We start from the raw sequence: 10,760 nt of genomic DNA on the forward strand, positions 1-10,760 counted from the left end.
GATCCGACGGATCCCCTGCCCGGCATCGCCGCTTCCCGGCTTCTGCTCCCGGCGTCGCCGCTCCCGGTTCCTGCTCCCGGCCCCCGCCCGCCGCGGTTCCGTTCTCTGCTTCCCGGCGTTGCTCAGCCCTCGTCGTGGGCCTTGCGCAGCGCGGCGATGTCCAGCTTCTTCATGGTCAGCATCGCCCGCGTGGTCCTGGCGGCCTTCGACCCATCCGGATCGGTGACCAGCGCCGGCAGCACCTCGGGCACGACCTGCCAGGAGACGCCGTACCTGTCCTTCACCCAGCCGCAGGGCCCCTCCTCGCCCCCGTCGGTGAGAGCGCCCCAGTAGTAGTCCACCTCGGCCTGGTCCGCACAGCGGATCTGGAACGAGATGGCCTCGCCGAACGTGAACTCCGGACCGCCGTTCAGCCCGACGAACTTCTGGCCGTTCAGATCGAACTCGACCGTCATCACGGATCCGGCGGGCCCCGGCCCCGCCTCGTTGTAGCGGGCGATCCCGCCGAGGCGGGAGTTCTTGAAGACCGAGACGTAATACTCCGCCGCCTCCTCTGCCTGTCCGTCGAACCACAGACATGTGGTGAAGCCCTCGGTGGTCATCGCTGTCTCCCCTCGTGTACGCAGCCCCGTCGCCTGCGCAGGTCCACCCATACCGACCGATCCCATCCCGAAAACTCATCGCTGTACTGAGGGTGATCCAAGGGGGACAGGTATCGGCCGACTTCATATGGTCCCTGCGGATGGCTCGAAATCGCCTCGGCGACACGGCTGCACTCCACACATCTAACGACAGGGCGGGTGGGTTCGGAGCGGTGGGATCGGGCTGGTCGGTTCGGGTTGTGGCCAAAGCCCCGTGACCTTGCGGCGGGCGCGGGTCATACCCAGGCCCGACCCCGAGGTCCCGGCCCCGGTCCGATGCCCCCGCCGGGCGTCGACGAGGGCCCACCGGTGGGCCGCAGACGGACCGGACAGGAACTGCCGGACGGGCACGGGCTGTTGGGGATGCGGGAACGGGCCCTGATGTACGGGGGCAGCTTCGAGACGGGGCCCCGCCCGGAGGGCGGCTTCGCGGTGTCCGTCCGACTGCCGATCGACGGGGAGCGGAAGGCATGACCGACGAAGCGCCGGTCCGGGTACCGGTAGCCGACGACCGGCCGCCGGTCCGGGCACTGGTCGTGGACGACCAGGCCATGGTGCGCGGCAGGTTCCGCGTACTGGTCGATCACACGCCCGGCATGACGGCGGTGGGGGAGGCGGCGACCGGCGCGGAAGCCGTCGAACCGGCCCGCCGCGAACGGCCGGACGTGGTGCTGATGGACATCCGCAGGCCGGAACTCGACGGCATCGAGGCCACCCGCCGTATCTGCGCGGACCCCGGCACGTCCAGGGTCCGCGTCCTGGTCCTGACCACCTTCGACCTGGACGAGTACGTCTACGCCGCACTGCGCGCCGGAGCCACGGGCCTCCTGCTGAAGGACACCCCGCCGGCCGGTGTCCTCACCGCCATCGGGGTCGTCGACGCGGGGGAGTCGCCGCTCGCGCCCTCGGTGACGAGCCGCCCGATCGCGGAATTCGCCCGCCGCCCGGAGCCGGGCCGGCCACCGGCCCGTTCGCTGGACGGGGTCACGGACCGGGAGCTGGAGGCGCTCGGCCTGATCGCGCGGCCTGTCCGACACGGAGATCACGCCGCACCTCCAGCTGAGCCAGGCCACGGTCAGGACACACATCGGCCGTCTGCTCGCCGAGCTCCGGGCGCGCGACCGCGCCCAACTCGCGTCATCGTCGCCTACGAGACCGGGCTGGCCGACGCACGTAGGCGTACACGCGACGTGTGACATATGGCGCGTGACATACGGCGCGTGACATACGGCGCGTGACGTCAGGAATCGACTCCATCGACTCCATCGACTCCGCTGAGTCCGGTGAGGGGGAACGGCAGGGACACGACCTCCCGCTCCGCCCCACCGGCGGCGGGACCGCGACCGCCGGGCAGTGGGACGGCTCGGATGTGCCCGCCCAGGTCGGAGACGTAGGCGATGCCCGCCTCGCCGTCCACGGCGAGCCCGATCGCCTCCGCGAACCCGTCGGCGAGGATCTCGGGCGGTGTTCCGACCTGGCCGGGACCGGGGAGAGATGCCCGGTTGAGGGTGTTTCCCGCAGGTGGCGTGCCCCGGTCCGTCCAGTACAGCCAGTCGCCGTCGATGTGCAGATCGATGGGCTCGGGCAGCCCCGTCCAGAGCTCCTCGACGTCCGAACGCCGCCCTGCGCTCCCGCCGTCCGGGATCTCGATCCCGGCCCGGAGGATCCGGCCCACTCCACCCTTGGCCGGTCCCTTCTGCGTCCAGTACAGATGCCCCCGCGCGGGGTCCACCGCCACACCGACGCACTCCTGCGTCTGGCCGTCATCGGGACTGTTCACGATCAGATCGGTCAGACCGGTCCCGTCCACCCGGGCCCGGCTGACGCGACAGCCCTCGCGGTCGCCCCAGTACAGAAGTCCGGCGCCGTCGGAGGTCAGTTGCTTGCCGGTGGTGATCGAGCCGTCGGGCAGGACGTCGCGCTGCCCGCTCCCGTCGAGGTTCACCGCGTGGACACCGCCGTTGCGACGGGAGAAGTCGCTGCTCGCTTCCCCCGAAGCTGCGGAGGGGTCGATGACCGGTACTCCCATGGTGGTCCAGTAGACCGTTCCGGAATCGACCACGACGCCGTCCGGGGCGGGCCCCGCAGCCTCGACGAGGGTGTCCACCCGGCCGTCCGGAATGCTCACCCGCAGCACTTTCCCGGGAGCGATCCGCAGCGCCAGCAACTCCTGCCACATGGCTTTCCCCTTCTCCCGGGGTTCCTCGGCGGCGACCGTCAAGACACGGGCGGACGAGCAGACCCCGTCACGCGGCGTCGCCCGGGGGCTCCTGCCAGCCCAGCGGCTCCAGGATCGCCCGGGTGCGCCGGTCCCGTGTCTCGACGAGGCGCCGGTAGCTCTCGTCCCCGGTGCCGTAGGCCCGTTCCACCGAGTCGATGACGGTGTCCATCTCCGACCGGTCCGGCTCGCCCATCTCGAAGGTCATCGCCGCCCCGACGTGCTCGACGAGGTGCCGCATCCCCGCCGGACCGCCGCCGAGGACATTGCTCTCGAACGGTCCGACGGTGGCCCACCTCAGGCCGAGCGACGCCCTGACCAGGTCGTCGAGATCCTCCGGCTCGATCACGCCCTGCTGCACGAGGTAGGTGGCCTGATCGTCGAAGGCCTTCTGGAGGCGGTTGCCGACGAAGCCCGGCACCTCCTTCTTCAGCGTGATCGGCAGCTTGCCCAGGCTGCGGTAGACCTCCACCGCACGGTCGACCGTCCCGGTCGACGTCCGCGGTCCGGGCACCACTTCCACCAGCGGCATCAGCTCGGGCGGATTGAACGGGTGGCCGATCACGATCCGGTCCGCCGCCGGGTTGCCCTCGGCGATCACGGACGGCAGCAACGAGGACGAGGAGGAGGCCAGCACCACGTCGTCGCGGGTGTTGGCCGCGAGCGTGGCGAAGATCTGCTCCTTGACGGGAATCCGTTCCGGCCCGGCCTCCTGCACGAAGTCCGTGCCGGAGGCGGCAGCGGCCAGGTCGTCGGTCGCGGTGACCGCAAGTCCGGCGAGCTGCTCGGCCGCCAGGTCCTGGAGATCCGGCCGGGGGTCGCTGACCCGCACCTCCCAGCCGGCCGCGCCGAACAACCGGGCCCAGGAGACACCGATCACGCCGGCACCCACGATCGTCACGACAGCCATGAGGAACTCCCGACGAGCCGCTTGAACGAGCTTTCAGGGTTGTCACTCAATGACAACCTGGGCCGATCCCCCGGGCAACTCGTACCGATGGCAGCGGACCTGCCGTCCTCCTCGCGCTCCGGGAGCGGCCCGGTCTCAGATGTCGGCCTCGGGGTCCGCCGGACCGAGGTACCGCACGGCGGTCCGTTCGGCATGCGGGCCGAGCAGCCCCCGCAGCTCCTCCGCCGCGCCCCTGACGAGGTCGCCGTCGTGGCCGGCGCGGAGGGTTTCGAGTACGAGGACGACGCGGTCGGAGTCCTCGGTGACCCGGGTGCGGTGGGCGTCGCGGTGGTTCCAGTGCCGGGTCAGGACGCCGGTGCTGTCCGCGTAGACGATCTCGCCGGGCTTGGCTTCTTCGACGGTGCCGGGCTCGCCTAGCGGGGTGAATTCCTCGCCGCCGTCCGCGTACCGGATGTCGACATCGCCGTCGACGTGGTCCAGGTCGAAGGCTCCGGCGGGCAGACCGTGACGGACGGAGACGGCGTTGTAGGAGTCGACGGCCGGGTTGATGCGCGGCAGGGTGCCCCGCTTCGCGAAGCGGCGGCCGAGCGCGTCGACGCTGGGCCGGATGCGGCGCGGGTTGGTGCCGAAGGAGCGGTAGGCGGTGTGCCACGTTTCGATGCGCGGGTCGGTCTCGTCGGCGGGCTGCCAGGCACCGTCGGCGAGCCGCTGCTCCAGGTCCGCCAGGGCGGCGGCGGTCTCGGGCCAGGGTTCGCGGCCGCGCAGGCCGGTGGCGGTGACCAGGGCGATGAGCGTGCCGGGGAAGGCGTCGGCGACGGCGGGGGCGATGCGGAAGGCGGGCATGAGCGGAATTTCCGTTTCTCGGGTACGCGGGTGCGTCGGGATCAGGTCAGGGCGAGGAGGCCGACGGCGACGGCGGCGGTGCCCAGGCCGACGAGCTGGCCGCGGTGGATGCGCTCGGCGAGCACGCCGCGGGCGAGCAGGACCGTGCCGGCCGGGTAGAGGGCCGTTATCACGGCGACGACGGTCAGGTCCCCGCTGCGGGCGGCGAGCAGGAACATCAGGTTCGCCAGCGAGTCCAGGACGCCCGCGGCGGCCGACATCGCGTAGGCGGGCCGCTCGGAGCCGAGCTTGCGGTACAGCAGCCCGGCGGCGGCGAGGGTGACGGTGGAGGAGACCGCCCGGCCGATGATCAGCGGAGCCACGCCGCTGTCGGCGGGCGCCTGGTGCAGGAAGATCAGCTGGAGGGCTATGGCGGCGCCCGCGCCGAGGGCCAGCAGCAGCGCGGTACGGGACGGACGCGCGGACCCGGCGCCGTGCCCGGCGCTGACCAGTACCACCGCGAACAGCGCGAGCGGCAGACCCACCAGCCCGGCGGCCCCCAGGTGTTCGCCCTGGAGCAGACCCACGCCGACGGGCAGCGCGGCGGAGACCAGCGCGGTCACCGGCGAGAGCACGTTCATCGGGCCGATCGCCAGGGTGCGGTAGAGCAGCGCGAACGCGGCGGCGGAGACGACCCCCGACGCCGCACCCCAGCCGAGGGCGCCGACGCTGAACGAGGCTCCGAGCACCGGCCACAGCAGCAGCTCGACCGCGAGCGAGGCCGGGGCGGCGATCATCACGGTACGCAGAACATGGGCCTTGCGGGCACCGAGACCGCCGAGGAAGTCGGCGCACCCGTACGCGAGTGAACTGCCCAGAGCCAGAAGCAGAGCGATCACAACACATCCCTTACCATCATTGAAACGACCGCACCGTACAACGGATCGACCGGTCGGTGTCAACCAAATGACCGCACGGTTCAATCCAGTAATCCGTGACGGGGATGGAGATCAGATGGCCGAGACGGCCGCAGCCCTGCGGACGGTCGCCCACAACGTCAGGGCGGCCCGGACCCGCGCGGGCCTGTCCCTGGACGAACTCGGCCGGCGTGCCCAGGTCAGCAAGGGGGCGCTGGTGGCGTTGGAGAGAGCCCAGGGCAACCCCAACCTGGCCACCCTGGTCCGGCTGGCCGACACCCTCGGCATCTCGGTCTCCGCCCTGATGCAGGGCCCGCCCGAGGGTCGCGTCCGCGTCGTGGCCGCCGACGCCGTCGCACCCCTGTGGACCGGGCCGCAGGGCGGCGAGGCCCGGCTCATGCTCACGACCTCGGGCCCGGCCCCGGTGGAGATCTGGCGCTGGCAACTGGAACCGGGCGAGGAATACCCCAGCCACCCCCACCAGGCCGGGGTCACCGAGACGATCAGCGTCACCTCCGGCCGGATGACCCTGGTCGTCGACGGCGAGGAGCACCCTGTCGAAGCCGGCCGGACCGCCACCTTCGAGGGCGACGCCCCTCACGCGTACCGCGGCTCCGGCACAGGGACCTGCCACCTGATCATGACGGTCCACCTGCCGCCCGGCCCCGGTTCCGCACCCTGATCAAGCACAATGCGACAGCCGGCTCACGCGCTGGTCCGCTCCGCGGCAGCGGCCCAGCGGCGGATGTGCTCGCCGGGGTGGGTCCGGGCGGAGGCGATGGTGTGACCGGGCAGCTCGCGGAGGTGTTGCGGGTGCGCCGCGCGTGCGGTGGGAAGGTTCAGCAGGACCCGGAGGCGGGTCTGTGGATCGGTGCTCCGGGCGAAGACCCGCATCGATTCCTCCGGCGATGAATCCGCCACGTCCTGTGACTCGTCCAGGGCGGGAACACGACTTCCGCCGGCGCGTACACCGGAGACCGGTCCGCACCGAGTGGCAGGTGGGCGCAGCACCAGGCCCGCACGGCCCCCGCCCGTTCGGCGTCCGAGCCCGTCCGCAGGCGGTCGACCAGTGCCGCCGGCACCCGACGGCGGAGCAACCGCACAACCTCCGCGGCGCAGACCGGGAATGAGCGCGCCGCCGCACCGCTTCGGTCTCCAGCAGTCACGGCAGCATTCTGAACGGCCCGCGCCCCGCACCCCCGAGCACGAACCCACGCCCACCCCGCCCCCGCAGACAAGAGCACGAACCCACGCCCACCCCGTCCCCGCAGACAAGACCGCACCCGGACCGCCACGGACGCCGGGTTCGGCGGCCTGCGGGCCGGGTGCGGGCGGGGAGACCGGGCGGTCGAAACGAGCGCCGGTCAAACAAGCGTGACCGGAGGTCAGGCCTTCTTCGTCTCCCAGAAGATCTTGTCGATCTGGGCGATGTAGTCCAGCGCCTTCTGGCCCGTCGCCGGGTCCGTGGAGGCCTTCGCGGCCGACAGGGCCTTGAGGGCGTCGTTGACCAGCTGGTGCAGCTCCGGGTACTTCTCGAAGTGCGGGGGCTTGAAGTAGTCGCTCCACAGCACCGAGACGTGGTGCTTGGCGAGCTCGGCGCGCTGCTCCTTGATGACCACCGCGCGGGCCCGGAAGTGCGGGTCCTCGTTGGCCTGGTACTTCTCCTGGACGGCCTTGACGGACTCCGCCTCGATGCGGGCCTGGGCCGGGTCGTACACGCCGCAGGGCAGGTCGCAGTGGGCGCTGACCTTCACCTTGGGGGCAAACAGGCGGGAAAGCATTGAGCTGTCCTTCCTCGTGATCGTCTTCTCAGGTGGGACATTACTCCGTGAGAGACGTGTTTTCGTGGGTGCCCCCATGGGCTTAGGCCAAAAGTCCAGGGCGAGGATGGGACCAGTGGCCGAATGTACGTAACGCTGTACGGGACGGTGTACTGGACGGACAGGGGAGGTGCCGGATCGATGCGGGAGGTGCCGGAGGTGCCTGAGCTGACGCAGGAGCAGCCCGGGCGAGGGCTGGCGGCGCGTGTGCCGTTCCAGGTGGTGGAGGTGACCGGGCCGTCGATGGTGCCCACGCTCCATCACGGGGACTGGCTGCTGGTGCAGTACGGGGCGACGGTGCGCCCCGGGGACGTGGTGATTCTGCGGCATCCGTTCCAGCAGGACCTGCTGGTGGTCAAGCGGGCCGCCGAGCGCCGCCGGGGCGGTTGGTGGGTGCTGGCCGACAACACCTTCGCGGGCGGGGACAGCACGGACTACGGGACGGTGCCCGAGGAGTTCGTACTGGCCAGGGTCCGGGTGCGCTACCGGCCGCTGAAGAAGGATCAGCGCTCGGTGCTGGGCGTGGTGGCCTGGGCGGTCTCCGCGCTGAGGCCGGTGTCGGCCGCCCGTTCCGTCTCCAGGCGCTTGCGGGCCCGGTAGGCGGCCACATTGGCGCGGGTCGCGCAGCGGTCCGAGCAGTAGCGGCGGGACCGGTTGGTCGAGGTGTCGAGATAGGCGTTGCGGCACGGTGCTGCCTCGCACAGGCCGAGCCGGTCGACCCCGTACGAGGTGAGGTGGAAGGCGAGGCCCATCGCCGCGATGGCGGCGTACCCGGCCGTCGCGTTCGACGGATGGTCGGCCAGATGCATGTGCCAGTCCGGCTTTCCGTCCTCGTCCCGGGTCTCGTGGCCGGAGATCTGCGGGCTGACCGGGAACTCCAGCAGCAGTGAGTTGAGCAGATCGACGGCGAGTGTCTCGTCCCCGCCGTCGGCCGCCTCGAAGACCGAGCGCAGCCGTGCCCGTACCGACCTGAAGCGGGTCACGTCCGCGTCGGTCGCCCGCCGGGCCGCCTGGCCGTTGGCGCCGAACAGTTCGCGGACCGCCTCCACGGAGGTGAGGGAGTCCTTGTTGCGGGCCGGCTCCTCGGTGTTGACCAGACGCACGGCGTAGTCCGAGTAATAGGCCAGTTCCACTTGTAGTCCTTACGGCGTCGGTCTATGGTCGGTGCAGCGAGCGATGTAATGGGCTTTTGTGGGTCCAGGGTATTACATGGAGGTTCCTGGTGGCTGAGACATCGACGGGTACGGACTGGCGGGCCTGGCAGGAGAGCTGGGACCGGCAGCAGGAGTGGTACATGCCCGACCGCGAGGAGCGGTTCCGGGTGATGCTGGACATGGTCGAGGCCCTGGTGGGGCCGCGGCCGAGGGTGCTCGATCTCGCATGCGGTACGGGAAGTATTACGGACCGGCTGCTCAAGCGGTTCCCGGAAGCGACCAGTACCGGTGTGGATCTCGACCCGGCGCTGCTCGCCATCGCGCGCGGCTACTTCGAAGGTGACGAGCGCGTCACCTTCGTCACCGCCGACCTCAAGGACCCGGAGTGGGCCGGGCGGTTGCCGTACGACTCGTACGACGCCGTCCTCACCGCCACCGCCCTGCACTGGCTGCACAGCGAACCCCTCACCGCGCTCTACGGGCACATCGGCGGGCTCGTCCGGGACGGCGGGGTGTTCATGAACGCGGACCACATGATCGATACCGAGACGCCCCGGATCAACGCCGCCGAACGCGCCCACCGGCACGCCGCCATGGACCGTGCCAAGGCCGCCGGCGCGGTCGACTGGGCCGACTGGTGGGCGCTGGCCGCCAAGGACCCGGTCCTCGCCGGGCCGACCGCCGAGCGGTACGAGATCTACGGTGAGCACGCGGACGGCGACATGCCCCCGGTGCGGTGGCACATCGACACCTTGCGCGGGGCGGGATTCGGGGAGGCGCGGCCCGTCTGGGCGTCGCCCTCGGACACCCTGGTCCTCGCCGTGAAGTAGCGGCACAAAGCAAAAGGACGGGCGGTACGGCCGATGGCCGTGCCGCCCGTGATTCATTTTCCGACGCTGCTGCAACCCGCCGTGCACCCCAACGCACTGGAAGGGGTGAGACGGTCCGCACCCGCGGACCCGGAGAGGGGCGCCGACGATGCGGATCGACGACGATGCCGCGCTGCACGCCTTCGTCGAGGGCAGACGTACCGCGCTGTTCCGCAGCGCGTATCTGCTCTGCGGCGACCGGCACGAGGCCGAGGACCTGGTCCAGACGACCCTGGTCAAAGTAGTGCTCGGCGGGCGGCGGCACGGGCGGCTCGACAACATCGAGGCGTACGCGCGCAAGACGCTGGTCAACACGTTCATCGCGGCCCGCCGCCGGTTCTGGCGGCGGGAGCAGTCGTACGGGGAACTGCCCGACCGGGCCGGCCACGTGCCCGACACGGAGACCGGCCTCGCGGTACGGGCGGCACTCGCCCGGCTCACGCCCAGGCAGCGGGCCGTGCTGGTGCTGCGCTACTGGGAGGACCTGAGCGTGGAGGCCACGGCCGAAATGCTCGGGATGCGGGAGAACACGGTGAAGAGCCACGCGGCTCGGGGGTTGGCGGCGCTGCGCGCCGAGATGGCGGAGGAATTGGTATGAACGACGTGCGTGAGCTGCTGGGGCGGGCCGCGGAGGACGCGGGGCAGCCGGAGATCTCGACCCGGGCGGTGTACGCCGGGGCCGCCCGGGTGCGGCTGCGCCGGAGGGTCACCGTCTCGGTCGCGGCGGCCGCCGTGGTGGCCGGCGGAGCCGTCGCGGTGCCGAACCTGGCCTCGAAGGGGGACACGCAGGAGACCACGGTGGCGGCCCCGGTCGAGCTCGTGGGGAACGGCGGCCGGGCGAAGCAGCTGGCGAAGGTGCTGCCCGAGGACGTCGGGGACATCGATCAGGTCTCGCTGTCCGTCATCCGTGACGGCAACACCTCCGGGCGGGAGATGCCCCATCTGGAGGGGCCGCTGGACGGGCATTTCTCCGTACGCAAGGACGGCGGCGTCGGCTATCTCGTCATCGGCTACATGGACACCGGGAAGTCCGGCGTGGCGGGCCCGGCCGACGATCCGTGCGAGCCCGCCCAGGGACAGCCGGGTCTGGCGGACTGCGTGAACGAGGCGTTGCCGGACGGGCGGGTGCTGACGACCTGGAGCGACCCGATGAACCACGGGGTCACTCCGCAGTGGGGGAAGGAGCTGGTCGGCCGGCTCATCCTGAAGGACGGCGGGGTGCTGTCCGTCCGTGACAGCACCGGCTTCAAGGGCGAGCGGGCGCAGGGGCCGCTCATGAAGACGCCGCCGCTCACCCGCGCCCAGCTGCGGGAGCTGCTGCTCAGCCCGGAGATGCTGCCGAAGAAGCAGGAGAAGTAGAAGAAGCAGGGGACGGAAGAGAGGGCGGTACGGAGCCAGTGGCTCCGTAC

General features: G+C 71.2%; 14 protein-coding genes and 1 pseudogene. 7 read left to right on the forward strand and 8 right to left on the reverse strand.

Translation table 11 applies throughout. From position 1 onward, the window contains the following. Nucleotides 1–122: 122 nt before the first annotated feature. A complete protein-coding gene (locus ACFVH0_RS40005) occupies nucleotides 123–602 on the reverse strand; it encodes a VOC family protein (RefSeq protein ID WP_385828352.1) in 480 nt (159 codons plus the stop codon). 348 nt (nucleotides 603–950) lie between these two features. On the opposite strand from ACFVH0_RS40005, the gene ACFVH0_RS40010 reads away from it, so the two are divergent. After that, the gene (locus tag ACFVH0_RS40010) at nucleotides 951–1,115 is read left to right on the forward strand and encodes a hypothetical protein (protein ID WP_385828353.1); all 165 of its coding nucleotides are present in this window, start codon (nucleotides 951–953) and stop codon (nucleotides 1,113–1,115) included. After that, nucleotides 1,112–1,837: pseudogene (locus ACFVH0_RS40015) on the forward strand (response regulator). Before ACFVH0_RS40010 ends, ACFVH0_RS40015 begins: the two are co-directional and overlap by 4 nt. Nucleotides 1,838–1,881: 44 nt before the next feature. On the opposite strand, the gene ACFVH0_RS40020 reads toward ACFVH0_RS40015, so the two are convergent. The 4 genes from ACFVH0_RS40020 to ACFVH0_RS40035 form a co-directional block, all read right to left on the reverse strand. After that, entirely contained in the window at nucleotides 1,882–2,820 is a 939-nt protein-coding gene (locus tag ACFVH0_RS40020) for a hypothetical protein (protein ID WP_385828354.1), read from the reverse strand. A 67-nt stretch (nucleotides 2,821–2,887) separates the two neighbouring features. Then, entirely contained in the window at nucleotides 2,888–3,769 is an 882-nt protein-coding gene (locus ACFVH0_RS40025; protein WP_385828355.1) for a 3-hydroxyacyl-CoA dehydrogenase NAD-binding domain-containing protein, read from the reverse strand. A 135-nt stretch (nucleotides 3,770–3,904) separates the two neighbouring features. Then, on the reverse strand, nucleotides 3,905–4,612 hold the full coding sequence (locus tag ACFVH0_RS40030) for a B3/4 domain-containing protein (protein ID WP_385828356.1): 708 nt from the start codon (nucleotides 4,610–4,612) through the stop codon (nucleotides 3,905–3,907). A 41-nt stretch (nucleotides 4,613–4,653) separates the two neighbouring features. Further along, entirely contained in the window at nucleotides 4,654–5,490 is an 837-nt protein-coding gene (locus ACFVH0_RS40035) for an EamA family transporter (RefSeq protein WP_385828357.1), read from the reverse strand. A 115-nt stretch (nucleotides 5,491–5,605) separates the two neighbouring features. Between ACFVH0_RS40035 and ACFVH0_RS40040 the strand changes: the two genes are divergently transcribed. Further along, on the forward strand, nucleotides 5,606–6,190 hold the full coding sequence (locus ACFVH0_RS40040) for a helix-turn-helix domain-containing protein (RefSeq protein WP_385828358.1): 585 nt from the start codon (nucleotides 5,606–5,608) through the stop codon (nucleotides 6,188–6,190). A gap of 23 nt (nucleotides 6,191–6,213) precedes the next feature. Here the strand turns inward: ACFVH0_RS40040 and ACFVH0_RS40045 are convergent, their stop codons facing one another. Together ACFVH0_RS40045 and sodN are read right to left on the reverse strand one after the other, a co-directional pair. Further along, nucleotides 6,214–6,429, reverse strand: coding sequence for a hypothetical protein (locus ACFVH0_RS40045; protein WP_385828359.1), 216 nt, complete (start codon nucleotides 6,427–6,429; stop codon nucleotides 6,214–6,216). 464 nt (nucleotides 6,430–6,893) lie between these two features. After that, on the reverse strand, nucleotides 6,894–7,289 hold the full coding sequence (sodN, locus tag ACFVH0_RS40050) for a superoxide dismutase, Ni (RefSeq protein WP_093899557.1): 396 nt from the start codon (nucleotides 7,287–7,289) through the stop codon (nucleotides 6,894–6,896). Between the two features lie 180 nt (nucleotides 7,290–7,469). Here sodN and sodX point away from each other — a divergent pair, with 180 nt between their 5' ends. Next, nucleotides 7,470–7,928: a nickel-type superoxide dismutase maturation protease gene (sodX, locus tag ACFVH0_RS40055; RefSeq protein ID WP_385828360.1), complete on the forward strand. Its 459-nt coding sequence runs from the start codon at nucleotides 7,470–7,472 to the stop codon at nucleotides 7,926–7,928. Here the strand turns inward: sodX and ACFVH0_RS40060 are convergent. Continuing rightward, a complete protein-coding gene (locus ACFVH0_RS40060) occupies nucleotides 7,832–8,461 on the reverse strand; it encodes a CGNR zinc finger domain-containing protein (protein ID WP_385828361.1) in 630 nt (209 codons plus the stop codon). The genes sodX and ACFVH0_RS40060 overlap by 97 nt on opposite strands. Nucleotides 8,462–8,550: 89 nt before the next feature. Here ACFVH0_RS40060 and ACFVH0_RS40065 point away from each other — a divergent pair, with 89 nt between their 5' ends. From ACFVH0_RS40065 to ACFVH0_RS40075, 3 genes are all read left to right on the forward strand, one after another. Further along, nucleotides 8,551–9,312 carry a class I SAM-dependent methyltransferase gene (locus ACFVH0_RS40065; RefSeq protein WP_385828362.1) on the forward strand — a complete coding sequence of 254 codons (762 nt, stop codon included), beginning with the start codon at nucleotides 8,551–8,553 and terminating at the stop codon, nucleotides 9,310–9,312. A 148-nt stretch (nucleotides 9,313–9,460) separates the two neighbouring features. Further along, nucleotides 9,461–9,949, forward strand: coding sequence for a SigE family RNA polymerase sigma factor (locus ACFVH0_RS40070; RefSeq protein WP_385828363.1), 489 nt, complete (start codon nucleotides 9,461–9,463; stop codon nucleotides 9,947–9,949). After that, the gene (locus tag ACFVH0_RS40075; protein WP_385828364.1) at nucleotides 9,946–10,710 is read left to right on the forward strand and encodes a hypothetical protein; all 765 of its coding nucleotides are present in this window, start codon (nucleotides 9,946–9,948) and stop codon (nucleotides 10,708–10,710) included. The genes ACFVH0_RS40070 and ACFVH0_RS40075 overlap by 4 nt, the downstream gene beginning before the upstream one ends. Nucleotides 10,711–10,760: the final 50 nt, after the last annotated feature.

It is taken from the genome of Streptomyces sp. NPDC127117, assembly GCF_042677325.1.
Lineage (GTDB): Bacteria > Actinomycetota > Actinomycetes > Streptomycetales > Streptomycetaceae > Streptomyces.

Coding starts and splice junctions, on each gene's coding strand:
- ACFVH0_RS40020 (WP_385828354.1), bottom strand. CDS start 2,820: ATGTGGCAGGAGTTGCTGGCGCTGCGGATCGCTCCCGGGAAAGTGCTG.
- ACFVH0_RS40005 (WP_385828352.1), bottom strand. CDS start 602: ATGACCACCGAGGGCTTCACCACATGTCTGTGGTTCGACGGACAGGCA.
- ACFVH0_RS40070 (WP_385828363.1), top strand. CDS start 9,461: ATGCGGATCGACGACGATGCCGCGCTGCACGCCTTCGTCGAGGGCAGA.
- ACFVH0_RS40025 (WP_385828355.1), bottom strand. CDS start 3,769: ATGGCTGTCGTGACGATCGTGGGTGCCGGCGTGATCGGTGTCTCCTGG.
- ACFVH0_RS40040 (WP_385828358.1), top strand. CDS start 5,606: ATGGCCGAGACGGCCGCAGCCCTGCGGACGGTCGCCCACAACGTCAGG.
- sodX (WP_385828360.1), top strand. CDS start 7,470: ATGCGGGAGGTGCCGGAGGTGCCTGAGCTGACGCAGGAGCAGCCCGGG.
- ACFVH0_RS40075 (WP_385828364.1), top strand. CDS start 9,946: ATGAACGACGTGCGTGAGCTGCTGGGGCGGGCCGCGGAGGACGCGGGG.
- sodN (WP_093899557.1), bottom strand. CDS start 7,289: ATGCTTTCCCGCCTGTTTGCCCCCAAGGTGAAGGTCAGCGCCCACTGC.
- ACFVH0_RS40030 (WP_385828356.1), bottom strand. CDS start 4,612: ATGCCCGCCTTCCGCATCGCCCCCGCCGTCGCCGACGCCTTCCCCGGC.